This is a genomic window from Nocardiopsis sp. NPDC057823, from assembly GCF_042797335.1.
Classification (GTDB): domain Bacteria; phylum Actinomycetota; class Actinomycetes; order Streptosporangiales; family Streptosporangiaceae; genus Nocardiopsis; species Nocardiopsis changdeensis.
In genome coordinates this window covers 139,385-161,514 of the sequence record NZ_JBHVLR010000001.1, presented here as the reverse complement: position 1 = coordinate 161,514, position 22,130 = coordinate 139,385, and the positions used below count along the sequence as shown (strand labels likewise).

Genomic DNA, 22,130 nt, shown 5'->3' with positions numbered 1-22,130 from the left:
GCGCGTGCGGAGGGCTCAGCGGGTGAGCCGCAGGGTGACGATCTGGAAGGGGCGCAGCGGGAACGCCACTCCCCCCTCCCCCGGCTCCAGCTCCGGGGCGCCCTCGTACTCCTCCTCCAGCAGGTTCACCGCGCGCACCCGCGACACGGGGAAGCCGAAGCGCACGTCCGCGCGCGTGCGGGCGCCCAGGGACTCGTACAGGCGGACCACCACGTCGCCGGAGCGGTCGTCGGCGGGCTTGACCGACTCCACGGCCACGCCCCCGCCCTCCACCCGCACCAGCGGCTCCACCGTGCCGGAGCCGCCGACCTCGCGCGGCGGGAGGTTCAGCCGGTACCCCTCGCGGACCGCGTCCGCCACCGTCGCCCCCGGCACCAGGGCGTACCGGAACCGGTGCTCGCCCTGGTCGGTGTCGGGGTCGGGGAAGCGGGGCGCGCGCAGCAGCGACAGCCGGACCGTCGTGGTGGTGCCGCCGTCCCCGCGCACGTCGCGGGTGACGTCGTGGCCGTAGGTGGAGTCGTTGACCAGCGCCGCCCCGTGGCCCGGCTCCGCCACGTGCACCCAGCGGTGGGCGCAGATCTCGAACCGGGCGGCGTCCCAGGACGTGTTGGTGTGGGTGGGCCGGCGCACGTGCCCGAACTGGATCTCCGAGGCGGAGGACTCGGCGCGCACGTCGAGCGGGAAGGCGGCCTTGAGGAATTTCTCCCTCTCGTGCCAGTCCACGACCGTGTCCACGTCCAGCCTCCGGGAGCCGGGGGCCAGGGTGAGGGTCTGCACGACCGAGGAGGCGCCGAAGGAGCGGGAGACCCGCAGGCCCGCGTCGACGGGCTCGATGCCGTCCACGCCGGTGAGGTCGGTGACGGTGTTGCGGTAGAAGGAGTCCACGTCCCAGGCGTCCCACTGGTTGGGCAGGTCCTGGTGGAGCTGGAGCAGGTTGGCCGGTCCCGCCAGCGCCTCCCGGCCGGTCCGCGCGTCCACCACGGAGGTGACCAGGCCGCGGGCGTCCACCCGGACGGCGAGCAGGCCGTTGTCCAGCAGGTACCCGTCGTCGGAGGCCGTGACGGCGGTCCGTCCCGCGGGGGCGACCCGGGGCCCGGCGCCCAGCGCCGGGACGCCGTCGCGGTCGTGCGGGGCGGCGTTGAACTCGATCACGTCGTCGCCCGGGCCGACCAGCAGGCGCTGGGCCCGGTCGATGAGTTCGCCGAGTTCGGCCTCGGCCTCCGCGTAGGTCTCGGCGGCCTCCCGGTGCACCCAGGCGATGGAGCTGCCCGGCAGGATGTCGTGGAACTGGTTGAGCAGCACGGTGCGCCAGATCCGGTCCAGCGCCTCGTGCGGGTAGTCGGCGCCGCGGCGCACCGCCGCGGTGGTCCACCACAGCTCGGCCTCGCGCAGCAGGTGCTCGCAGCGGCGGTTGCCCTGTTTGGTCCGGGCCTGGCTGGTGTAGGTGCCGCGGTGGAACTCCAGGTACAGCTCGCCCCACCACACCGGGGCGTCCGGGTACTCGGCCTCCGCCTCGGCGAAGAACGCGTCCGGGCGCCGGATCTCCACCCGCGCGGAGCCCTCCAGGTCGGCCAGCCGGGCGGCCCGCCCCAGCATCTCGCGGGTGGGGCCGCCGCCGCCGTCGCCGTGCCCGAACGGGACCAGGGAGAGGGTGGCGCGGCCCTTCTCCCGGAAGTTGCGGGCGGCGTGGGCGAGCTCGTGGCCGGTCAGCTCGGAGTTGTAGGTGTCCACCGGCGGGAAGTGGGTGAAGACCCGGGTGCCGTCCAGGCCCTCCCAGCGGAACGTGTGGTGCGGGAAGGTGTTGGTCTGGCTCCAGGAGATCTTCTGGGTGAGGAACCAGCGCGAACCCGACAGGCGGATGAGCTGGGGCAGCGCCGCGGAGTAGCCGAAGGAGTCGGGCAGCCACACCTCCCGGGTGTCGATGCCCAGCTCGTCGCGGAAGAACCGCTTGCCGTACACGAACTGGCGGGCCAGGGCCTCCGAGCCCGGCATGTTGGTGTCGGACTCCACCCACATGCCGCCCACCGGCACGAACCGGCCCTCCTGCGCCGCCTGTGCCGCCCGCGCGAACACGTCGGGGCGGTGCTCCTGGAGCCACGCCCACTGCTGGGCCTGCGACATGGCGAAGACCAGCTCGGGGTGCCCGTCCAGGAGGTCCACGACGTTGGCGGCGGTGCGGACGACCTTGCGCCGGGTCTCGCGCAGCGGCCACAGCCAGGCGGAGTCGATGTGGGCGTGGCCCACCGCGGAGAGCCGGTGGGCGGCGGGCGCGGCCGGGGAGGACAGCACCCCCGCCAGGGCCTCGCGGGCGCGCCCGGCGGTGCCGGGGACGTCCTGGAGGTCGAGCAGGTCGAGGGCGCGTTCGGCGGCCCGCAGCAGCTCCCAGCGGCGGGGGTCGCCGGGGTCGAGTTCGCGCATGACGCCGCCGACGACGTCGAGGTCCATGGCCAGGTCCCACACCTGCTCCTGGAAGACGGCCAGGTCGGCGCGGGCCAGCCGGTACAGGGGCGGGCCGTCGGGTCCGGCGGGGGCGGTGCCCAGGTCGGTGGGCTGGAAGGGCGGGTTCCCCATGATGACGGGGTTGGCGGCGGCCTCCACGTGGAGGTCGACCTCGGTCTCGGCGGCGGGGAGGCGGACCCAGGCGTTGCGGGGGTTGAGGCCCTTGACCACCGTCCCGTCGGGGCGGTGGACCAGGCCCTCGGCCTGGAAGCCGGGCATGGCCGAGTCGAACCCGAGGTCGATGACGGCCTCGACGGTGCGGCCCGCCCACTCCTGCGGTACGCGGCCCCGGAAGCGGAACCAGGTGGTGCCCCAGGCGGGGCCCCAGGCGTCGCCCGCGGCGGCGGGGGTGTGGGGGGCGTTGATGCCCTCGTGGGCGGGGACGGGCTCCCCGGGGGCGTCCCAGCGGGAGACCTCCAGGGGGACGTGCGGGCCGTGGACGGCGGGCCATACGCGTTCGCGCAGGACCCTCTCCAGGCGCGCCTCGGTCAGCTTGCGGTCATCGTGCACGGTGGACCTCCTCGGTCACGTCCCTGGCCGACGTGCTCCACGTTGCCCACGTCACACGACTTCGTCAACACTCTGGATAAAGAGAAATGAGGAATCCGGATCCGCCCGGGGCCCGGGGGCGGGGACCGTCGCGCGTCAGACCCGGTCGTAGGTGAGGAACAGCGCGCCGCTGTCCAGGACGGTGTGGTCCACCAGGTTCCACACGCGCGGGTCGAAGGCGGCGCCCCGGCCGAACAGGGGGATCCCGGCCCCCGTCGTGAGCGGCCCCAGCTTGACCACCAGGCGGTCGATCTCGGGGTACAGGACCCCGGCCAGCTCCCCGCCCCCGATCAGCCAGACGTCCCTGCCCGGCTCGGCCTTGAGCTCGCGCACACGGGCGACCGGATCGGTGGCGACCACCTCGACGGCGGGGTCGGGGCTCTGCCCCAGGGTCCGGGAGAACACCAGGTGGCGCAGGTGCGGATAGGCGTCGGACACACCGGCGTCCAGGCCCACCTGGTAGGAGCGCCGCCCCTCGACGACGGTGTCGAAGAGGGTCCCCTCCGCGGTCACGCCCAGCGCCGCGCGGGCCGGGCCGGGGAGGGTCTCGGGGTACTCGGCGGCGATGTGGCGCACGTAGTCCTCGGGGATGGGCCAGAACCCGCCGGGACCGCTCGGGTCGGCGCCGTCGGGGCCGGCGACGAACCCGTCCAGGGTGACCGCGACGTAGTAGACGAGTTTGCGCACGGGCGATTTCCTATCAGGTGGGAGGATGATCCGCCGACCGGGCGCCGGCGGCCGGGAAAGGCTAGCAGCGCCTTCCGGGGGGCGGCGCGGGCTCCTACGATGAGCGCATGCCCTCCCCCCTGGCCTCCCCCGGCCTCACCTCGGCGCCGCGATGAGGTTCCTGCTGGATGTGACGCCGCTGCGGGAGGCACCGCCCTTCCGCCGGTTCTGGATCGGGTCGTCCCTCGCGTCGCTGACCCTCCAGTTCACGATGTTCGCCGCGACCTTCACACTGTGGGAGCTGACCCGCTCGACGGTGATGGTGGGCGCGCTGGGCCTGGTGGGCGCGGTGGCGTGGTTCGTGGCCGTGCCCGTCGGGATGGCGTTCATCGACACCGTCGACCGCGCCCGGCTGGCCCGGGCCGCGCTCGTCGCGCAGTGCGCGGCGGCGGTGGCCCTGGCGACGGCCGCGTACCTGGGGTCCGCGGCGGCGGTCCTGGCGATGATGGGGTTGAACGCCGTCCTCCTGGCAGTGGGCCGCTCCGCGCGCCAGGCCATGGTCCCCGCCCTGGTCGGCGACCGGCTCATCGCCCCCGCGATCGCCCTGAACGGCCTGGCCCTCCAGCTGGGGATGCTCGCGGGACCCGCCCTGGCCGGGCTGCTCGCCTCGGCGGCGGGGGGCGAAGTGTGCTTCCTGGTCAACATCGCGGGCAGCGCGGCCTCCCTGTACGGGCTGCGCGGGCTGTCGGTCCCTCCCGCGGGCCGCTCGCGGGGGTTCGGGGCGATGGCCGAGGGGCTGCGGTACGCGGTGCGGACACCGCCGGTGCGCGGAGCCCTGTTGACGGACCTGGCCGCCACCGTGCTGGCGATGCCGGTGGCGCTGTTCCCCGCGATCAACCAGGAGAGGTTCGGCGGCGACCCGGCCACCCTGGGCCTGTTCGGCAGCGCCGTCGCGGTGGGCGGGGTGGCGGGGCTGGCGTTCAGCGGGGCCGTCACCCGGTACGGCCGCCCCGGCACGGCGATGGCCGTGAGCGCGTGCGTGTGGGGTCTGGCCCTGGCCTGCGCCGGGCTCAGCGGACACCTGGCGGTGCTGCTGGCCTCACTGGCGGTGGCGGGCGCCGCCGACACCTGGTCGGTGGTGAGCCGTGGCACCCTCGTGCAGGCCTCCGTCCCCGAGAGCGTCCGCGGCCGGGTGAGCGCCCTGGAGCAGGCGGTCGGTGTGGCCGGCCCCGACCTGGGGAACTTCCGCGCCGGGCTGGTCGCCCCGCTGCTGGGCGCGGGGGCCGCGATGGCCGTGGGCGGGCTGGCGTGCGCGGCCGCGTGCGCGGCGGTGTACGCGCTCACGCCGGGCATGCGGAGATGACCGGCTCCGGGGGATCCCACCACCCCGGAACCGGTCCTCGGCCCGGGGGGATCCCACCCGCCCCCGGACCGGCCCCCGGCTCAACGGATGAACGGCTCCAGATAGCCGTCCAGCCCCACCGAGGCGTAGTGGGCGCGGGCCATCTCGATCTTGGTGAAGACGTCCTCGTACCCGGTCTGGGCACCGTTCTCGTCGACGTAGACCATCGCGCCGGTGATGTTGAAGAAGGTGACCATGTGGTCGCAGTCCTCCGGGACCGCCAGGGTGTGGATCTCGCCGGGCGGCTCGTAGACGAAGTGCCCGGCCTCGGCCACCCAGTCGTGCTCGTAGTAGTGCCAGCGGCCCTCGATGACGTACCCGAACACGGCGCCGGGGTGGCGGTGGCGGGAGACGATCCCCGAGGCGGTGACCTTGAGCAGGTTGCACCACTGCCCGGTGACGGTGTTGAGCATCAGCGGCCGGAACCACACGTTGGGCGCCTGCGGCACCCACACGCGCGGGTCCTCCGGGACCGCGGCGACCGCGATCTCGTCGGGGATGCCGACGGACTGGGAGATGACGGGAGAGTTGTCGGGCACGGCTGCGCCTTTCTCGGGAGGGGGTCAGGCGGCCAGGTAGCCGCCGTCGACGGGCAGGACGATGCCGGTGATGAACCCGGCGTCGGGCCCGCACAGGAACTCCACCGCGCCCGCGACCTCGGCGGGTGTTCCCCAGCGGCCCATGGGCGTGCGGTCCAGGATCCGGGCCTCGGCGGCGGGGTCGGTGCGGATGCCGCCGGTCAGGTCGGTGCTGATCCAGCCCGGCGCGACGGCGTTGACCCGGATGCCGTCGGCCGCCCAGGCCACGGCCAGGGAGCGGGTGAGCTGGGCGACGCCGCCCTTGCTGGCGGTGTAGCCGGGCACCAGGGGGCCGCCGAAGAAGCTCAGCATCGAGGCGACGTTGACGACGCTGCCGCCCGCCGCGGCCAGGGCGGGCCGGGCGGCGGTGCAGGCCCGCATGACCGAGACGAGGTTGACCTCGATGACCCTGGCGAACACGGCCGGGTCGAACTCCTCGCGGCGGCGGATCACGCCGACCGCGTTGACCAGCACCGAGACCTCGGCGAAGGCCGCCAGGTACTCCTCGATCGCATCGGGCGCGGTGACGTCGAGCTCGGTGACCTCGGCGTTCTCGCGCAGGTCGGCCGGCGCGTCGGCGGCGCGCAGACCGCAGGCCGCGACCCGGTGGCCGCGGGCGGCGAACCGGGCGGCGACGGCCGCCCCGATGCCGCTGGTCCCGCCGACCACGACGACGGCCGGGGAGGGGTTCTCGGCCATGGGCTCCTCTCGGGGGTGGTGGGGTGCGTCGGGGGTCAACGCTCCTCCTCGGGAATGGCGAGCGCGTCGATCCAGTACTCGCGGGCCAGGGCGTCCACCCCGGCGGGGGACACCCCGCGCAGGTGGACGGTGGTGCCGTCGGTCCCGGCGATCCGGCCGTGGTCCTGCAGCCGCAGGATGTGGTACCGCTCGGGCGGGAAGCCCAGGACCACGTCCACCGGGAAGCGGCCGCGCTCGTCGGGGTTGTCGCCCAGACCGGGCTCTGCCTTGCCGACCGCCTGGAAGGTGAGCCAGCCCTGGTAGAGCAGGACCGCCAGGACGAGGGCGGCGATCCGGCGCAGGGTGGGCGAGGCCGCCGCTCTACTCCACATCGGCCGCCTCGCCCTCGGCCAGCAGGCCGTTGACGTGGGCGACGGTGGCGCGGAACCCCGGGTCGTCCACAGCCGCGTCCCAGGTCCGGGGCCGGGGCAGGTCGACGTCGACGATCTCCCGGACCGTGCTGGGCCGCCCCGACAGGACGACGATCCGGTCCGAGAGGAACACCGCCTCGTCGATGTCGTGGGTCACGAAGAACACCGTGGGGCGGCGGGACTCGAAGATCCGGGTGAGGTCCTCCTGGAGGCGTCGCCGGGTCTGGGCGTCGATGCTGGCGAACGGCTCGTCCATGAGCATCACGGCGGGCTCGGTGGCCAGCACCCGGGCGACCCCGAGGCGCTGGCGCATGCCGCCGGACAGCTCGTGCGGGTAGCGGCGCTCGAAGCCCTCGAGGCCGACCAGGGCCAGGTGCTCGCGGCCGCGCTCCTCGCGCTCGCGCCGGGACATGCCCTTCATGCGCAGGCCGAAGACCACGTTGCCGAGCACGGTCTTCCACGGGAACAGGGCGTGGTTCTGGAAGACGACGCCCCGGTCGGGGCCCGGGCCGGTGACCGGGTTCCCGGCCACGGACACCGTTCCCGAGGTGGGCCGGACGAACCCGGCGACCGTGTTCAGGACGGTGGTCTTGCCGCAGCCGCTGGGGCCCAGGACGGACACGAACTCGCCCTCGGACACCGTGAAGGAGACGTCGCCGATGGCCACGACCTCGTCCCCGGTGTAGGCGTCGGTGTAGGTCTTCTCCAGGTGGTCGATCACCAGGGCGGTCATCCGTCGTCCTCCATGCCGCGCACCAATCCCCACCGTTCCACGGTGGCCTTCTCGAACGGCGCCAGGATGAGGGCGTCGAGCATGTACCAGAGGATCCCCAGCACGACCATGCCGAGGAAGACCTGGCTCACGTCGCCCACCCGGCGGGCGTCGAACATCATGAACCCGATTCCGCTGGTGCCGACGATGATCTCGGCGGCCACCAGCGCCCGCCACCCGTAGCCCAGCCCGGTGCGCACCCCGGTGGCGATGGACGGCAGCGCGCCCGGCACGGTCACCTCCCAGAACACCCGCAGGCGTCCGGCGCCCAGCGAGCGGGCCGCCAGCACCAGCTCCCGGGGCACCTGCTCGACCCCGGAGACCACGGCGAGCATGAGCGGGAACACGACCGTGTAGACGATGACGAACGTGACCGAGGTCAGGCTGAACCCGAACCAGACGATGACGATCGGCAGCCAGGCGATGTCCGCGATCGCCTGGAAGAACAGCAGGACCGGCCACAGCGCCTTGCGCACCCGCAGGGACAGCGCCGTCAGGAACCCCATGGGGATGCCGATGAGCAGGCCGAACCCGGCGCCGTAGGCCAGGCGCTCCAGCGAGTCGGACAGGTAGCCGGGCAGCACGCCCTTGCGGAGCAGCTCGGCGAACTCGGCGACCACCCTGTCGGGGCCGACGAAGAACGCGGGCGGGAACACCTCCAGCTCCGCGATCAGCCACCACAGGGCGACCACGGGGACGAAGGGCCCCAGCGTGCGGAAGACCGGGCTGCGGGTCAGCCGCAGCCACAGCCGCCGCATCGGCGGGGCCGGGGCGCGGGCGGGCCGGCCGGGACCCGGCGGCCGCGTGCGTTCGGCGGAGCGCACCGCCATCACCCCTCCCCGGAGGTCATGCCCCAGCGCCGGACCGTGCGCCGTTCGAGCGGGGCGAGCAGCAGCCGGTCCGTGCAGAGCCACAGGACGCCGATGATCACCATCGCGGCGATGATGACGTCGGTCGAGAACGAGGTCTGGGCCAGGAAGAGCGTGTAGCCCAGGCCGGCGTGGGTCGCGATGATCTCCGCCGCGACCAGGCCGCGCCAGCCGTAGCCCAGGCCGATGCGCAGGCCCGAGATGACGCTGGGCATCGCCCCGGGCAGCAGCACCTCCCAGAAGAGCCGCCACGGACCCGCCCCCAGGGAGCGGGCCGAGCGCAGCAGCGAGGTCGGGATGCGGCGCACGCCCAGCATGGTGTTGTAGGCGAGCGCGAAGAACATCGCGTTCCAGACGATGAAGATCACCGCGCCGTCGCCGTAGCCCAGCCACAGGGTGGCGATGGGGATCCAGGCGATGCCCGCCAGCGCCACCGAGAACCGCAGCAGCGGCGAGAAGAACGCCGACAGGGCGCGGCTTGCACCCAGGGCGATCCCGAAGGGCAGGGCGGTGGCGACGGCGATCACCGAGCCCACCATGACCCGGTAGAGGCTGGCGCCCAGGTGCCGGGCCAGCTCGCCGCTGACGGCCATGTCCCACAGGGCCCGGGCCACATCGGTGACCTGGGGGAAGACCCGTGTGGGGACCCCGGTGGCGGCGACGGCCGCCGCCCACAGGGCCACCAGGACCGCCAGCGGGACCACGAACCAGGCGAGGTCCGCGGCCCACGACCCGGTGCGGCCGCGGCGTGGAACGGCCGCACCGGGACGGGGCGCCGCCGGGGCGGTGCCCCGGACGGGGGTTTCACTCATACCGCGCACGAGTTCTGTGCTACCTCGCGGATGAACGTGTAGTCGGCCTCGATGCGGGCGTCGGTGGGCACCTCGGCCAGGTCGGAGAAGAGCTCCGGGTTCTTCTCCTCCACCGACAGGATCGGGCCCGGGACGAACAGCTCGTTGATGTCGAAGTCGTACTCCAGGGCCTCCTGCTCCTCCAGCAGGAGGGCGACGGTGTCCATCGCCAGGTAGTTGCAGGAGGAGAAGCGGGCGTCGAGCTGCTCGACGTTGTACTCCATGGCGGCCAGGGCGACCTCGGGGTCGGTGCCGGTCAGCCACCGGGAGGCGGAGTCGGCGGCGTCCTCGGGGTTCTCGCGGATCCACTGGTCGGCGGCGGCGCGGCCGGTGAGGAAGGCCTCGACCAGCTCCGGGTTCTCCTCCAGGTACTGCGGGGTGGTGACGATGTACCCGATGAAGGGGATGTAGCCGCCGCCGCGGACCACCTCGTAGGTGCCCTCGACCTGGTCCTGGATGGTGATCGGCCAGGGGTCCCAGATGACCGCGGCGTCCGCGCCGCCGGTCTCCAGGGCGACCGGCATGTCCGGCGGGGCGGTGTTGACCAGTTCCACGTCCTCCACGTCGATCCGCAGGTCCTTGAGGAGGCCCAGCAGGTACAGGTGGTTGATGGAACCGAAGGTGGTGGCGATCGTGGCGCCCTCGAGGGTGCTCAGGTCCTCGGGGTCGATGCCGGAGTCCTCGACGGCGACCATCGCGGCCGTCTCGTCCACGCTGCGCTGGACCGCGGAGCCGGTGTAGTTGCCGACCAGGGCCAGCTCCACGCCCTCCTGGGCGGCGGCCAGGGCGGGGACGCCGACCTGGATGATATCGACCTCTCCCGCGGACAGGGCGTTGATGGCGTCCACACCGGTGGGGAACGGGTCGGCGAGGGTGACGTCGAGGCCCTGCTCCTCGAACAGGCCGAGTTCGGTGCCGACGGGGAGGCCGATCTGGTCGATGGCCGAGACGTAGCCGGCGTTCAGCGAGCCGCTGACGGGCTCGGCCGCGCCCTCCACCGCGTCGTCGACGGTGGATCCTCCGGAGCAGGCCGTGGCCAGTAGGACGAGCGTGCTCGCGAGGGCGAGGGGGGCAAGAAGGGGTCGGGGCATGGGACAACTTCCGGTTCGCTCGACCGAACACCCTCGCGCGGGCGCACGGGGACGACGCGTCCGCGAACGGGCGGGGGACCGGGGAGGTCGCCCGGCTCGGGGAACGCGACAGGGCCGGAACGCAGGGGGTCGGGGAAGGGACGGGGTGGGTTTAGGTGCGGGGGGCGGGTCAGGGTGGTGACCTGGCGAATCCTCCTCGCGCCGTCGCCCACGACCGTACCGAGATATCGGGGGGACCGTTAAGAGCAATTCCCTTATGGGGATATCAGGAAGCCGAATACTGACGGCGCGGACCTGCAGAGAGGGGCTCAGCGGGGCCTGGGGACCTCTCGCCGGACACCCGCTTTATTCGGGATACGAATGGTCCCCTCGGGAACTTTCCTCTCCGAGATCTCCTTCAGGACGATCCGCGCGGCGGGGGTGAGGGGCCGGGTGGAGTCCCAGCACACGGCCACGCCGCGCTCGGGCGCCCCGGCCAGCGACCGCACCCGGACCCCGGTGGTGTCGGCCGTGTGGGCCGCCAGCCAGTTGGTGACGCCGACGCCGATCCCCCGGGCGACCAGGGACACCAGCGTCTGGGGCTGGTTGGTGGCCTGGACCGGCTCTATGGCCAGCCCGTGGTCGCGGAACACCTGGTAGGTCTCGAACTCGGAGGTCTCCGGGGCGTCCAGGCGGCCGATCGAGACGATGGGGTGCGCGGCCACCTCGTCCAGCGGGACGGGGTCGGGGACCAGGTCCAGCGGGTGGCCCTCGGCGTGCACGACCACCAGGGGCTCGCGCCACAGGGGCAGGCAGTTGACGGACTCCGAGGCGGGCCGGGGGAGCATGGGCCGCAGGTAGAGGTCGACGTCGCCGGCGATGAGGGCCTCGTCCAGCTCCAGGGTGGCGCGCTCGGACAGGATCACCCTGATGTCGGGCTCGCGGTCGGCCAGGTCGCGCAGCAGGTCGGGGACGAAGGCGGCGCTGACACTGGGGTAGGAGCCCAGCGAGACGATGCCCAGGGCGCCGCCGCGCCAGGGCGCCATCGCCGACTCCGCCTCCTCCAGGGCGTGGAGGACGTTGCGGGCCTGCACGGCCAGGGCCGCGCCCGCCTCGGTGAGCCGGACCGGGCGCTTCTTGCGGTCGAAGAGGGGTTGCCCGATCTCCCGTTCCAGCGCCGCCACGTGCTGGCTCACCCGGGGCTGGGACCGCCGGGTGGACTCGGCTGCGGCGACGAAACTCCCGGTGTCGATCACGGCCAGGAAGGATACGAACCATTCCAGACGTATGTCCGTGTCGAGCATGCGGATTCGCTCCCGTATAAAGTTGTCGCTGGGGCTGGTGTTACGCAGGATACAAAACGCGTATACACCCAAAAACAGGGTGTAACCCTCGACACAGGGAACCGAGTACCATTTCCCCCCGGACTATTGGTTATCCTGATACTCCCATCCGGCTCGTCGTTCCCCGCCGAACCGCTGATCAGAGGCGGCGGGAGCGGTTTCCAGGCCGCCCCCGCCGCGGGGGCGCCGCCCGGTCAGGCGAACGGCGCCCCGGGTCGCGGCCGGTGCTCCGGGCCGGTCCCACGGCCGGGTCGCACCACCGCGACGATCGGGGTCCACCGCCCCTCGGGGGCGATGGGGGCTCCGCCCCCGGAACGGCGCCCCGGGCGGGTGCGGCGGGCGCGGTCACCGGAACGGTTCGGCGTCCGGGACATGTCCCCGATGGCCCGTTGCCGAAGTCCTCTCCACCACCGCGCGCCATCCCGGGCGGAGGCTGCGGGCACGGCCTCCGGAACGGGCCGTGGTGCCGTCCGGCCCCGGGGCACCGACCCGGGCGGAGGCCGTGGGCACGGCCGCCAGGGCGGTTCCGGACGGGACACGTCCCCGGTGGCCCGTTGCCGAAGCCCTCTTCACCACAGCACGACCAGCCGCCCACCCGCGCGGAGGCAGCGGGCACGGCCTCCGGAACGGTTCGGCGTCCGGGCGCGGAGGTCGGGGCTGCGGCGGGGGCACGGCCGCAGCGTCCGGTCGCTGCGACAGGGCCCGCTCCCCCGCCGCAGCGGCGGTCACGGCGTCTCGGTGCGGGCGGCCGACCGGACGGCCTCACGGGCCTGGCCCGCCCCCGCGGCCGCCAGGGCGAGGTGGGCCAGGCGGCGGCACTCGTCCAGGCTGTGGCCGGCCAGGGCGTGGCGCACCCCCGGCAGGGCGGGGGCCGACATCGACAGGCTCGTCGCCCCCAGGCCCACCAGGACCAGGGCCAGCAGCGGGTCGGCGGCGGCCTCACCGCACACGCCCACCGGGACGCCCAGGTGGTCGCCCGCCTTGCCCACGGTGCCGATCAGGGACAGCAGCGCCGGCTGCCACGGGTCCAGCAGGTCCGGCAGCGCGCCCAGGGTACGGTCGACGGCCATCGTGTACTGGGCGAGGTCGTTGGTGCCGATGGACACGAAGTCCACCTCGTACAGCAGCCGGTCGGCGAGCAGCGCCGCGGCGGGGACCTCGATCATCACCCCCACCCGGGTCACCCCCTGGGCGCGGGCGAGGTCGGCGAACTCCCCCGCCTCCCTGGGCGTGGACACCATCGGCGCCATCACCCGGACGTCGGCCCCGGTCTCCTTGGTGGCCGCCGCGATGGCGGCGAGCTGGTCCACCAGCAGTTCGCGGTGCATCCGGGCGGTGCGGTAGCCGCGCACCCCGAGGGCGGGGTTGTCCTCCGCGCCCATCGGGACGAAGGCCAGCGGCTTGTCCGAGCCCGCGTCCAGGGTGCGCACGGTGATCGGGCGCCCGGAGAAGGCCGAGAACAGCCGGATGTAGGAGGCGGTCTGCTCCTCGCGGGTGGGCGGCTCGGTGCGGTCCAGGAACAGGAACTCGGTGCGCAGCAGCCCCACCCCCTCGCTGTCGTGGGCGGCGGCCGCCTCCGGGTCCCCCTCCCCGATGTTGAGCAGCAGCGGGACGGACACCCCGTCGGCGGTGGCCCCCGGCCCGGTGGCCGACTCCGCCAGGGCGCGCCGCTGCTCGGCGCGCCGGCGCACCCGCTGCACGAGGGCCTCGTCCGGGTCGGCGACCACGGAGCCCGTGTCGCCGTCGACCGCCACCACCGTGCCGTCGGCGAGGGTGTCGGCTCCCCCGCAGCCGACCACCGCCGGGATGCCCAGCGAGCGGGAGAGGATGACGGTGTGGCTGGTGGGTCCGCCGTACCGGGTGACGATCCCCAGGACCCTGGCCGGGTCCAGGTGGACGGTGTCGGCGGGGGCGAGGTCGTCGGCGACCAGAACGTGCGGGACGCCCGGGTCGGGCAGGCCCGGCATGGGCAGCCCCAGCAGCAGGGCCACCGCCCGGTCGCGGATGTCGGCGAGGTCGGCGGCGCGCTCGGCGAGGTAGCCGCCGGCGGCCTTGAGCAGGTCGCGGTAGGTCTCGCAGGCGGCGTGCACCGCCCAGGCGGCCGGATCGCCCGCGGCGGCCCGCTCGCCGACCCGGCGGGCCAGCTCGGGGTCGCGGGCCATCAGGGCCTGGGCGCCGAGCACCGCCGCGGCCTCTCCGCCGAGGCCGGCGGCCTGGGCGTCGAGCCCGGCCGCCACCTCCTCCAGGGACGCGCGGGCGGCCTCCGCCTCGGCGCCGGGGTCCCCCGCCGCGGGGCGGTGGTCGGGCAGGCGCGGCGGGGGCGCCATGCGCGCCACCGGGCCGACCGCCGCGCCCGGCGCCGCCGGGATGCCGCCGAGGGAGGAGAGGGATCGGGTGTGCGCCATGGTCGCTCCGTGGGTCGGTGAGTGGGTGGGCCGGGGCGGGCCGGGAGGGGTCCCCCTATCAGGGAACCCCAGCGGGGCCGATCTCGGTAGCCCCTACTCCCGGCCTGTGGACGGGTCAGGGCTGGATGGTCACCTTGATGGCGGTCCCGGCGGCCACGGTCTCGATGGCCTTGTGCACGTCGGACAGCGCCATCCGCTCGGTGATCAGGTCGGCGACGGGCACGGCGCCGGAGGCGATGAGCTCCAGGGCGCGCTTGTTGTGCTCGGGGCTGGAGCCGTTGGCGCCGAAGATGGAGATCTCCCGGTAGTGGACGAGGTTGGAGTCCAGGGAGATGATCGGGTTGTCCTTGGGCAGCCCGCCGAAGAAGCTGATCCGGCCGCTGCGGGCGACCATCTTCAGGGCGTCCTCCTGGGCGCGGCCGGAGGCGGCGGCGGTGATGACCACGTCGGCGCCGCGGCCGTCGGTCAGGCGCAGCACCTCCTCCACCGCGTCGACCTCCTCGCCGCAGATGGCGGCGTCGGGCCCGACGATCTGCGCGGACATGTCCAGGCGGCCCCGGTTGACGTCCACCAGGTACACCTTCTTCGCGCCCTTGGCGCGGGCCAGGCGGACGTGCAGGCAGCCGATGGGCCCGGCGCCCATGACCACGACGGTGTCGCCCTCGCCGACCCCGGCGATCTCCTGGCCGTTGAGGACGCAGGCGAGCGGTTCGGCGACGGAGGCCTCGGCGTAGTCCAGGCCCTCGGGGATGCGGTTGACGCCGTCGACGGCCAGCACGGCCTCGGGGACGACCATGTACTCGGCGAAGCCGCCGTCGTAGTGGTAGCCCATGGACTGCTGGCGCGAGCACACGGTGAACCGGCCGTCGCCGCACTCGGCGCAGGTGCCGCAGGGGATGGCGGCGATGATCTGGACCCGGTCGCCCTCGGCCCAGCCCTCCACCCCGTCGCCGACCTCGACGACGCGGCCGGCGATCTCGTGGCCGATGACCCGGGGCGGGTCGATGTGGTGGTGCCCGTGGCGGAAGATCTTGACGTCGGTACCGCAGGTGGAGCAGTTGACGACGGCGATCTTGAGCTGCCCGGGTCCTGCGGTGGGCTCGGGTGCCTGTTCGAGGCGGAGGTCACCGGGTGCGTAGAAGCGGGCGACGAGCATGTTCGGCCTTTCAGGATGCGGTCCGGCACGGGGTCGTCCGCGCGGGAACGACCGCACCGGTGGGTTTCGGTGAGCGGGGGACGCCGCGCCGTGGGCGTCCGTTGAGGACGGCGGGCGGCCGGTGGGACGGGCGGTCCCCGCCCGTCCGGGGAGTGGTCGGACGGGCGGGGAGGACGGCCGGGCCCCGGCGGCCCGCCGGGTCAGCCGTCCGCGGCGGGCGGGTCGAGGAGCCCGACGACGTCGGCGGGGTCGGTGGCCCCGCGCAGCCGGGCGGCCTTCTCGGGGTCGGTGAGGACCCCGGCCAGGGCGGTGAGGATGCCCAGGTGCTCCTCACCGGTCGCGGCGATGCCGATGGCGACGTGGACGGTGGACCCGCCCCAGTCGACCCCCTCGGGGAACTGGATCACGGCCAGCCCGGTCCTCTTGACGTGGACCCGGGACGGGTCGGTCCCGTGCGGGATGGCGACCCCCTCCCCGAGGAAGGTGGACACCGACGCCTCGCGCTCGTGCATGGCGGGCAGGTAGCCGGGGTCGACCGCGCCGAGTTCGAGGAGCAGTTCCCCGCACTGGTCGATGACGTCGGCCCGGTCCTTCGCGGTGCGGCCCAGTCGGACGGCGTCCTCGGTCAGGACCAGCCGGGCGGGTTCAGTCGGCAAGGGTGCCACCGTCCCTGATGGCGCTCTCGACCTCGGTGAAGACGGGGTCGCCCAGGAACATCCGGAAACCCTTGACCACGGTGCCCGGCACCCGGGTGCGGGCGCGGGCGGCCAGGCCCTCCTGGGTCAGGACCAGGTCGGCGTCCTCGGGGATGCGGTCCACGGGGGCGTGCTCGACGGTCACCCCGTACTTGCCCAGGCTGCCCTTGAGCTGGGTGGTCAGCAGGACGCTGCTGCCCATCCCGGCGTCGCAGGCCACGACGACCTTCTTGACATCGGAACCCTGGATGCTGCTCATGCGACGTTCTCCTCAGTGCTCGCGGAGTTCTTCTGGGCGGCGGCCTCCTCGCGGGCGGCCTTGCGCTCGGCCCGGCCGAAGCCGAGCAGGAGCGAGGCGACCACGAAGGACACCGCGGTGGCGACGGTGACGCCGGCCAGGACGGACAGGTGCCCGCCGGGCGGGGTGACGGCCATCAGGGCGATGATGCTGCCCGGGGAGGCCGCCGAGATCAGGCCCGCGTCCATCACCATGAAGGTGGCCACACCCGACATCCCGCCGGCGATGGCGGCCAGGATCAGCTTGGGCTGCGCGAGGATGTACGGGAAGTAGATCTCGTGAATTCCACCGAAGAAGTGGATGATGATCGCGCCGGGCGCGGTGGCGCGGCTGATCCGCGGGCCGAAGAGCATGCAGGCGATGAGGATGCCCAGGCCGGGGCCGGGGTTGGTCTCGATGAGGAACTCGATCGCGCTGCCGTCGGCGGCGGAGCGGGCGGTGCCCAGCGGGGTGAACACGCCGTGGTTGATGGCGTTGTTGAGGAACAGCACCTTCGCGGGCTCGACGATCACCGAGACGAGCGGCAGCAGGCTGTTGTCGATGAGGAACTGCACCCCGGCGCCGAGCGCGTCGGCGATGCGGCCCACGACGGGGCCGACGGCGTAGGCGCCCACCACCGCGAGGAGGGCGGCGAGGATGCCCGCGCTGAAGTTGTTGACGAGCATCTCGAAGCCGGCCTTGATGCGCGGCTGGATCAGCTTGTCGGCCTGCTTCATGAGGTACGCGGCGAGCGGGCCCATGATCATCGCGCCCAGGAACATCGGGATGTCCGCGGAGACGATCACGCCCATGGTGGCCGCCGCGCCGACGACACCGCCGCGCTGGCCGTGCACCATGGTGCCGCCGGTGTAGGCGATGAGCAGCGGGAGCAGGAACTTGATCATCGGATCCACCAGCTGGCCCAGGTACTCGTTGGGCCACCAGCCGGTGGGGATGAACAGGGCGGTGATCAGGCCCCAGGCGATGAACGCGCCGATGTTGGGCATGACCATGCCCGAGAGGAACCCGCCGAAGCGCTGGACTCCGGACCGGGCCGAGGCGAGCGCCGTGCTCTGCCGCTGTTCGGTGGACATGTTGGGGGACCTCCTGGGAGGTGCGGCGGGCCTGGGCCGCGCCTGCGGTGGTGTGGTGTGGGCGGGGCGCCCGGCCGGCTGGACGGGGAGGTGCGGCGGGAGGGGCCGCGCACCTCGGTCGGACGGGCGCCGGTCCTGGTCAGACCACCCGGACCGAGGGTCCGGCGGCCTCCAGCTCGTCGGCGAGACCCCCGGCGAGACCCTGGTCGGTGATGACCAGGTCCAGGTCCTCGACGGAGGCGAATCGGGCGAAGTGGTCGTTGCCGACCTTGGTGTGGTCGGCGAGGAGGACGGCACGCCGGGCCGAGGCGATCATGGAGCGCTTCACCTCGGCCTCCGCCGGGTCGGGCGTGGTGAGCCCGCGTTCGACGGAGATGCCGTTGGTGGCCATGAAGGCGACGTCCACGAAGGACTCGGCCAGCGACCTCAGGGCCCACGCGTCGACGGTGGCCTGCGTCCGGGTGCGCAGGCGGCCGCCGAGGAACATCAGGTTGATGTTGGTGCGCGTGGTGAGGGTGAGGGCGATGGAGAGGGAGTTGGTGACGACGGTGAGTTCCCGGTCGGCGGGCAGCTGCTCGGCGAGGCGTCCGATGGTGGACCCCGCGTCGAGGAGGATCGCCCCCTCCTCCGGGAGTTCTTCGATCGCGGCCTTGGCGATCCGCTCCTTCTCCTGGGTCATCACGGAGTCGCGCACGTTGAGCGCGGGCTCGAAGCCCAGGCGCTCGACGGGGATCGCGCCGCCGTGGACCCGCCGCAGGACCCCGTGGCGCTCCAGCGCCGTGAGGTCCCGCCGGATGGTCTCGTAGGTGACGTCGAACTCCGCGGCGAGCCCCGTCACGTCGACCCGGCCGTCCCGGCGGGCGCGTTCGAGGATCGCCTGCTGGCGCTCTTCCGCGTACATGTTGGATCACCTGTGTTTCGGTGTGGTTTTCGGTGAGTTTAATCGTGTTGCCTGGGACACACAAGGGGTACCTTCCTCCAATATCCCAGTAAGGCCCCGCGACCACATCCGGCCACCGCCGATGCGACAGGGAACCCCTATAGCCACTGGCCGCGCGCCTCGCGGGCGCCGACCGGCACACCCCGGGGGCGACACTCGAACCGGAAACCAGAGGACAACCGTGTTGACACACGCAGATGAACACACATAATCAAAGGCAGTCCAACATCCGGACCGGGCCGGGCGCAGCGACCGCGAAAAGAGCTCCCATGATCCTGACCCTCACCCCCAACCCGAGCGTGGACCACACCCTGGAGGTGGACCGCCTCATCCGGGGCGAGGTCCTGCGGGTCGACGCCACGCGCGCCCAGGCGGGCGGCAAGGGCGTCAACGTCGCCCGGGCCCTGCACCTGGCCGGCGTGGAAACGCGTGCGATCCTCCCTGTCGGCGGGGGCGGCGGTGCCGAACTCACCGCCCTGCTCGGCGACCTGCCGCGGCTCGCCGTCCCCATCGAGGGCGAGACCCGCGCCAACATCGCGATCACCGAGGCCGACGGCACCACCACCAAGGTCAACGCCCCGGGCCCCACGCTCTCCCCCTCCGAGGCCGACACCCTGCTGGCCGTCCTGGAGGACGAGCTGGCACAGCGCCCGGAATGGATCGTGGCCAGCGGAAGCCTGCCGGCGGGCGCGGGAGAGGACTTCTACGTGCGGGTGGCCGGGCTGGCCGCCGCCTACGGGGTGCCCCTGGCCCTGGACACCTCCGGCAAACCCCTGGAGGCCGCGGTGCGCGCCGGGTCGATCGGCCTGGCCAAGCCCAACCTGGAAGAGCTGTCGGAGCTGACCGGGCGCACCCCCGCCACCGTCGGCGAGGTCGCCGCCGCCGCCCGGGAGCTCCTCTCCCACGGCAACGGTTCCGCCCTCGTGACCCTGGGCGGGCACGGTGCCATACTCGTGGGGCCCGAACACACGTGGTGGGCGCGCGGCCCCCGGGTCCGCACCCGCAGCACCGTGGGCGCGGGCGACTGCGCCCTCGCCGGGTTCCTCACCCCCGCCGACTCCCCGGTCGACCGCCTGCGCAACGCGGTGGCCTGGGGGACCGCGGCGGTGTCCCTGCCCGGAACGACCATCCCCGCCCCCGACGACGTCGAGCCGGACGCCGTCGAGGTGGTGTCCGAACCCGACCCCTCCCGGCCCCTCGACTCGCTCGTCGACCGGCCCTGACCGGTCCGTCCACCCCTCACAAGGAGCAGCAGATGCCCCAGCGCACCGTAGCCGTCGGTTCCGCCCAAGGACTGCACGCGCGACCCGCCACCCTCTTCGTCCAGGCGGCCACCGCCACCGGCCTGCCCGTGACCGTCGCCGCGGCGGGCAAGGACCCGGTGAACGCGGGCAGCCTGCTCGCCGTGATGACCCTGGGGGTCGGGCACGGAGACGAGGTGACCATCGCCGCCGAGGGCGAGGGCGCCGCCGTGTACGGGGCCGGGTCAGCCCTCCCGCTTCACCCGGTGGACCTTGTGCTGGGCGGCCTGGGCCCGCGGGCGGACCACCATCAGGTCGATGTTGACGTGCGGCGGCCGGGTGACCGCCCACACGATGGTGTCGGCGACGTCCTCGGCGCTGAGCGGGTCGGGCACGCCCTCGTAGACGGCCTCCGCCGCGTCGGCGTCGCCGCGCAGCCGGTTGAGGGAGAACTCCTCGGTCTTGACCATGCCCGGGGCGATCTCCAGGACCCGGACGGGCTGCCCGCACAGCTCCAGGCGCAGGGTGGCGGCCAGGGTGTGGGCGCCGTGCTTGGCGGCGACGTACCCGCCGCCGCCCTCGTAGACGACGTGCCCGGCCACGGAGCTGACCACCAGGACGGTGCCCGCGCCGCTCTCGATGAGCTTCGGCAGCAGGGCCTGGGTCATGTTGAGCACGCCGAGCACGTTGACCTCGTACATGGCGCGCCAGTCGGCGGGGTCGGCGGCGGCGACGGTCTCGGTCCCGATGGCGCCGCCCGCGTTGTTCACCAGGACGTCGCAGGAGGGCAGCCCGGCGGCGAAGGCGTCCACGGCGCCGCGGTCGGTGACGTCGAGGACGTACGCGCGGGCGCTGTGCCCCTCCTTGACGAGTTCGGCGGCCAGCTCCTCGACGCGGTCGGCGCGGCGGGCCACGAGCACCACGTCGTACCCCCGGGCGGCCAGGCCCCGGGCGGTGGCGGCGCCGATACCGCTGCTGGCACCGGTGACGACGGCGGTCGCTGTCATGTGGTCATCCTCCTGCGGTTTCGCTGTCGCGCCGAGCGTATCCGGGCCCGCCGGGCGGAGTCCCGGCCGCCCCCGGTGTCCTCCGGCACATTCGCGCGCCGGGGGCCGCCGTGCCCCCGCGCCGGGCCGTCCGGACGGTCCCCGGCCGCGGTCCCCCGCCGCTGTTCCACGCGCCGTCGCGGACCGGCCGCACGGTACCCGAAAACCCGTGGTCCGGAGAAATTCACGCGTGCTAGCGTGGACGCCCGCCGCGGAATCCAAAGGCCCTTCGACGGCCTTTTCCTTTCCGCGCACACCGCGCCTCCGGAAAGGACCCGTGTGGACTCGGGAGAACCGCCCCCACGCCCGCCCCTGCTCCGCCGTTACGCCCTTTTCTCCCTGGCCGCGACCACCGCGGACTTCGCTTTCGGCGCGGTTTTCATCACCGTTCTGCTCGGCCGCGGCCTCGACCCCGGGATGCTGGGGGCCATGGTCGCCGCGGGCACCCTGTTCGGGCTGGCGGCGGAGGCGCCCAGCGGGGCGCTGGGCGACCGCTACGGCCACCGGCGGCTGCTGGCGCTGGGCCTGGTGGTCTGGGGCGCGGGCTTCGCCCTGTTCGGCTGGGCCGACGAACTGCTCCCGACCATGGTCGGATCGGTGCTGTGGTCGGTGGGCTTCCACCTGCACACCGGCACCCTGACCGCGCTGGTGGTCAACCGGGTCGGCGACCGCGACCGGACCGCCCGGGTCGCCCGGCTGACCCGGTGGGGGCAGGTCTCCTCGCGGCTGGGCGGGGTCGCGGGCGCCGCCTCGGTGCTGGTCGCCGGGACCTGGCTCTCCGCCGACCTGCTCATCCTGGCCGCGGGCGTGCTGCTGGTGGGCCTGGGGGCGGTGGCGCCGCTGGTCTTCCCGCGCTCCCCCGGACGGCCGGACGTCTCGGTCGCCGGGCTGCTCCGGGAGTCGGTGACGGCCCTGGCGGGGCGGCGCTACGTGCCGCTGGTCGCCCTGGTCCTGTGCTCGACCCCGGCCAAGGTGGTGCTGGTCATCTGCTGGCAGCCCCTGGTCGCGCGGGAGTACGGGGGCGACGTCCGGTTCAACGGCCTGGTCCTGCTCGGCATGACCCTGGCCCTGGCGCTGGGGGCGGCCTGCTCCCGTTTCATCGATCCGCGCAACCCGCACCTGTGGGCCCCGGCGTCGGCGGTCGCCACCGCCGTTCCGCTGTTCCTGGTGGCCTGGGGCGCGCTGCCGCTGCTTGTGGGGCTGGTGCTGGCCGAATTCCTGCTCGGGCTGGCCCAGGCGCTGTTCGTGGCGTGGGAGCACCTCATGTACAGCGACGAGGCGCGGAATACGCTTTTCTCGGTGATGTCGTTCCTCGGATTGGCCGTGATCGGTGCGACGTACGCCGTTTTCGGATGGGCGTGGGACGTGTGGGGACTGGAATCCGCGATGGTCGCCGTTCTGGCGGTTTCCACGGTCGGCTCCCTGGCGGTGATACCGCTGGCGTACGCCTTTCCCGAATCGCGCCGTTTCTTCGACCCCCGGGAGGGGGCGCGGGCGCAGGAGTCCGAACCCGCGGAATGACCGTCCGGCCCCGGTCCCCCGCGGTGGCGTCGTCTACCCTGCCCGTG

Annotated in this window: 20 protein-coding genes and 1 pseudogene; 4 read left to right on the top strand and 17 right to left on the bottom strand. The window is 73.6% G+C overall.

Annotation, left to right across the window (positions count from 1 at the left end; all coding sequences use genetic code 11):
• Nucleotides 1-15 precede the first annotated feature (15 nt).
• Both ACFVNO_RS00805 and ACFVNO_RS00800 read right to left on the bottom strand, forming a co-directional pair.
• The gene (locus ACFVNO_RS00805) at nucleotides 16-3,009 is read right to left on the bottom strand and encodes a glycoside hydrolase family 38 C-terminal domain-containing protein (RefSeq protein ID WP_355263969.1); all 2,994 of its coding nucleotides are present in this window, start codon (nucleotides 3,007-3,009) and stop codon (nucleotides 16-18) included.
• A 135-nt stretch (nucleotides 3,010-3,144) separates the two neighbouring features.
• A complete protein-coding gene (locus ACFVNO_RS00800) occupies nucleotides 3,145-3,735 on the bottom strand; it encodes a dihydrofolate reductase family protein (protein WP_355263972.1) in 591 nt (196 codons plus the stop codon).
• A gap of 151 nt (nucleotides 3,736-3,886) precedes the next feature.
• Between ACFVNO_RS00800 and ACFVNO_RS00795 the strand changes: the two genes are divergently transcribed.
• On the top strand, nucleotides 3,887-5,077 hold the full coding sequence (locus tag ACFVNO_RS00795) for an MFS transporter (protein WP_355263975.1): 1,191 nt from the start codon (nucleotides 3,887-3,889) through the stop codon (nucleotides 5,075-5,077).
• A gap of 80 nt (nucleotides 5,078-5,157) precedes the next feature.
• Here ACFVNO_RS00795 and ACFVNO_RS00790 read toward each other — a convergent pair whose 3' ends face one another.
• The 14 genes from ACFVNO_RS00790 to ACFVNO_RS00725 form a co-directional block, all read right to left on the bottom strand.
• A complete protein-coding gene (locus tag ACFVNO_RS00790; RefSeq protein WP_220564655.1) occupies nucleotides 5,158-5,655 on the bottom strand; it encodes a 2,4'-dihydroxyacetophenone dioxygenase family protein in 498 nt (165 codons plus the stop codon).
• A 24-nt stretch (nucleotides 5,656-5,679) separates the two neighbouring features.
• Nucleotides 5,680-6,432 carry an SDR family oxidoreductase gene (locus ACFVNO_RS00785; RefSeq protein ID WP_355263978.1) on the bottom strand — a complete coding sequence of 251 codons (753 nt, stop codon included), beginning with the start codon at nucleotides 6,430-6,432 and terminating at the stop codon, nucleotides 5,680-5,682.
• The gene (locus ACFVNO_RS00780; protein ID WP_378888188.1) at nucleotides 6,429-6,764 is read right to left on the bottom strand and encodes a hypothetical protein; all 336 of its coding nucleotides are present in this window, start codon (nucleotides 6,762-6,764) and stop codon (nucleotides 6,429-6,431) included. Before ACFVNO_RS00780 ends, ACFVNO_RS00785 begins: the two co-directional genes overlap by 4 nt.
• Nucleotides 6,754-7,536 (bottom strand): ABC transporter ATP-binding protein, encoded by a 783-nt coding sequence (locus ACFVNO_RS00775; RefSeq protein ID WP_355263984.1) that lies wholly within the window; start codon nucleotides 7,534-7,536, stop codon nucleotides 6,754-6,756. Before ACFVNO_RS00775 ends, ACFVNO_RS00780 begins: the two co-directional genes overlap by 11 nt.
• Nucleotides 7,533-8,405, bottom strand: a complete 873-nt coding sequence (locus tag ACFVNO_RS00770; RefSeq protein ID WP_355263987.1) for an ABC transporter permease — start codon at nucleotides 8,403-8,405, stop codon at nucleotides 7,533-7,535. Before ACFVNO_RS00770 ends, ACFVNO_RS00775 begins: the two co-directional genes overlap by 4 nt.
• Nucleotides 8,405-9,256: an ABC transporter permease gene (locus tag ACFVNO_RS00765; RefSeq protein WP_355263990.1), complete on the bottom strand. Its 852-nt coding sequence runs from the start codon at nucleotides 9,254-9,256 to the stop codon at nucleotides 8,405-8,407. Before ACFVNO_RS00765 ends, ACFVNO_RS00770 begins: the two co-directional genes overlap by 1 nt.
• Entirely contained in the window at nucleotides 9,253-10,386 is a 1,134-nt protein-coding gene (locus tag ACFVNO_RS00760) for an ABC transporter substrate-binding protein (RefSeq protein ID WP_355263993.1), read from the bottom strand. The genes ACFVNO_RS00765 and ACFVNO_RS00760 overlap by 4 nt, the downstream gene beginning before the upstream one ends.
• A 308-nt stretch (nucleotides 10,387-10,694) precedes the next feature.
• Nucleotides 10,695-11,669, bottom strand: coding sequence for a LysR family transcriptional regulator (locus tag ACFVNO_RS00755; protein ID WP_220564650.1), 975 nt, complete (start codon nucleotides 11,667-11,669; stop codon nucleotides 10,695-10,697).
• 764 nt (nucleotides 11,670-12,433) lie between these two features.
• Nucleotides 12,434-14,113, bottom strand: a complete 1,680-nt coding sequence (gene ptsP, locus ACFVNO_RS00750; RefSeq protein WP_355263996.1) for a phosphoenolpyruvate--protein phosphotransferase — start codon at nucleotides 14,111-14,113, stop codon at nucleotides 12,434-12,436.
• A 115-nt stretch (nucleotides 14,114-14,228) separates the two neighbouring features.
• Nucleotides 14,229-15,269, bottom strand: coding sequence for a zinc-dependent dehydrogenase (locus ACFVNO_RS00745; protein ID WP_355263999.1), 1,041 nt, complete (start codon nucleotides 15,267-15,269; stop codon nucleotides 14,229-14,231).
• A gap of 200 nt (nucleotides 15,270-15,469) precedes the next feature.
• Nucleotides 15,470-15,925 carry a PTS sugar transporter subunit IIA gene (locus tag ACFVNO_RS00740; RefSeq protein ID WP_220564647.1) on the bottom strand — a complete coding sequence of 152 codons (456 nt, stop codon included), beginning with the start codon at nucleotides 15,923-15,925 and terminating at the stop codon, nucleotides 15,470-15,472.
• A complete protein-coding gene (locus tag ACFVNO_RS00735) occupies nucleotides 15,915-16,223 on the bottom strand; it encodes a PTS lactose transporter subunit IIB (RefSeq protein ID WP_355264002.1) in 309 nt (102 codons plus the stop codon). Before ACFVNO_RS00735 ends, ACFVNO_RS00740 begins: the two co-directional genes overlap by 11 nt.
• Nucleotides 16,220-17,335: a PTS mannitol transporter subunit IICB gene (gene mtlA, locus ACFVNO_RS00730; protein ID WP_355264005.1), complete on the bottom strand. Its 1,116-nt coding sequence runs from the start codon at nucleotides 17,333-17,335 to the stop codon at nucleotides 16,220-16,222. Before mtlA ends, ACFVNO_RS00735 begins: the two co-directional genes overlap by 4 nt.
• Before the next feature lie 139 nt (nucleotides 17,336-17,474).
• Entirely contained in the window at nucleotides 17,475-18,236 is a 762-nt protein-coding gene (locus ACFVNO_RS00725) for a DeoR/GlpR family DNA-binding transcription regulator (RefSeq protein WP_220564644.1), read from the bottom strand.
• 308 nt (nucleotides 18,237-18,544) lie between these two features.
• On the opposite strand from ACFVNO_RS00725, the gene ACFVNO_RS00720 reads away from it, so the two are divergent.
• Together ACFVNO_RS00720 and ACFVNO_RS00715 are read left to right on the top strand one after the other, a co-directional pair.
• Entirely contained in the window at nucleotides 18,545-19,498 is a 954-nt protein-coding gene (locus ACFVNO_RS00720; RefSeq protein WP_378888176.1) for a 1-phosphofructokinase family hexose kinase, read from the top strand.
• 32 nt (nucleotides 19,499-19,530) lie between these two features.
• Nucleotides 19,531-19,743, top strand: a pseudogene (locus ACFVNO_RS00715) (HPr family phosphocarrier protein); the annotation flags it as partial.
• An 18-nt stretch (nucleotides 19,744-19,761) separates the two neighbouring features.
• Here ACFVNO_RS00715 and ACFVNO_RS00710 read toward each other — a convergent pair.
• Nucleotides 19,762-20,523: an SDR family NAD(P)-dependent oxidoreductase gene (locus ACFVNO_RS00710; RefSeq protein WP_355264011.1), complete on the bottom strand. Its 762-nt coding sequence runs from the start codon at nucleotides 20,521-20,523 to the stop codon at nucleotides 19,762-19,764.
• Nucleotides 20,524-20,841: 318 nt separating this feature from the next.
• On the opposite strand from ACFVNO_RS00710, the gene ACFVNO_RS00705 reads away from it, so the two are divergent.
• Entirely contained in the window at nucleotides 20,842-22,083 is a 1,242-nt protein-coding gene (locus tag ACFVNO_RS00705; RefSeq protein WP_355264014.1) for an MFS transporter, read from the top strand.
• Nucleotides 22,084-22,130: the final 47 nt, after the last annotated feature.

Coding starts and splice junctions, on each gene's coding strand:
- ACFVNO_RS00795 (WP_355263975.1), top strand. CDS start 3,887: ATGAGGTTCCTGCTGGATGTGACGCCGCTGCGGGAGGCACCGCCCTTC.
- ACFVNO_RS00780 (WP_378888188.1), bottom strand. CDS start 6,764: ATGTGGAGTAGAGCGGCGGCCTCGCCCACCCTGCGCCGGATCGCCGCC.
- ACFVNO_RS00775 (WP_355263984.1), bottom strand. CDS start 7,536: ATGACCGCCCTGGTGATCGACCACCTGGAGAAGACCTACACCGACGCC.
- ACFVNO_RS00770 (WP_355263987.1), bottom strand. CDS start 8,405: ATGGCGGTGCGCTCCGCCGAACGCACGCGGCCGCCGGGTCCCGGCCGG.
- ACFVNO_RS00765 (WP_355263990.1), bottom strand. CDS start 9,256: ATGAGTGAAACCCCCGTCCGGGGCACCGCCCCGGCGGCGCCCCGTCCC.
- ACFVNO_RS00760 (WP_355263993.1), bottom strand. CDS start 10,386: ATGCCCCGACCCCTTCTTGCCCCCCTCGCCCTCGCGAGCACGCTCGTC.
- ACFVNO_RS00755 (WP_220564650.1), bottom strand. CDS start 11,669: ATGCTCGACACGGACATACGTCTGGAATGGTTCGTATCCTTCCTGGCC.
- ptsP (WP_355263996.1), bottom strand. CDS start 14,113: ATGGCGCACACCCGATCCCTCTCCTCCCTCGGCGGCATCCCGGCGGCG.
- ACFVNO_RS00745 (WP_355263999.1), bottom strand. CDS start 15,269: ATGCTCGTCGCCCGCTTCTACGCACCCGGTGACCTCCGCCTCGAACAG.
- ACFVNO_RS00735 (WP_355264002.1), bottom strand. CDS start 16,223: ATGAGCAGCATCCAGGGTTCCGATGTCAAGAAGGTCGTCGTGGCCTGC.
- mtlA (WP_355264005.1), bottom strand. CDS start 17,335: ATGTCCACCGAACAGCGGCAGAGCACGGCGCTCGCCTCGGCCCGGTCC.
- ACFVNO_RS00725 (WP_220564644.1), bottom strand. CDS start 18,236: ATGTACGCGGAAGAGCGCCAGCAGGCGATCCTCGAACGCGCCCGCCGG.
- ACFVNO_RS00720 (WP_378888176.1), top strand. CDS start 18,545: ATGATCCTGACCCTCACCCCCAACCCGAGCGTGGACCACACCCTGGAG.
- ACFVNO_RS00710 (WP_355264011.1), bottom strand. CDS start 20,523: ATGACAGCGACCGCCGTCGTCACCGGTGCCAGCAGCGGTATCGGCGCC.